This window comes from Bacillus sp. EKM420B (assembly GCF_011065565.1).
GTDB classification, from domain to species: Bacteria; Bacillota; Bacilli; order Bacillales; family Bacillaceae; genus Bacillus; species Bacillus velezensis.
Genome location: NZ_JAAMNX010000024.1, coordinates 1 through 352, shown reverse-complemented (window position 1 = coordinate 352; position 352 = coordinate 1). Strand labels below are relative to the sequence as shown.

2 tRNA genes are annotated in these 352 nt (G+C 53.4%); both read right to left on the bottom strand.

Annotated elements, in window-relative coordinates:
* Nucleotides 1-91 precede the first annotated feature (91 nt).
* A tRNA-Gly gene (locus tag G9F48_RS19345) sits at nt 92-166 on the bottom strand.
* A 24-nt stretch (nt 167-190) separates the two neighbouring features.
* Nucleotides 191-272 (bottom strand) — tRNA-Leu (locus G9F48_RS19340).
* Nucleotides 273-352 lie beyond the last annotated feature (80 nt).

The following is a 352-nucleotide window of genomic DNA, read 5'->3' as shown; positions in this document are numbered from 1 at the left end:
CCGGACTTGAACCGGCACGGTAGTCACCTACCGCAGGATTTTAAGTCCTGTGTGTCTGCCAATTCCACCACCCCGGCGTGGATGGTATAGTTGGAGCGGAAGACGGGATTCGAACCCGCGACCCCCACCTTGGCAAGGTGGTGTTCTACCACTGAACTACTTCCGCATACAGGATAACTATCCTGTATAATGCGGGTGAAGGGACTTGAACCCCCACGTCATAAGACACTAGATCCTAAGTCTAGCGCGTCTGCCAATTCCGCCACACCCGCGTTACATGGTGAGCCATGAAGGACTCGAACCTTCGACCCTCTGATTAAAAGTCAGATGCTCTACCAACTGAGCTAATGGC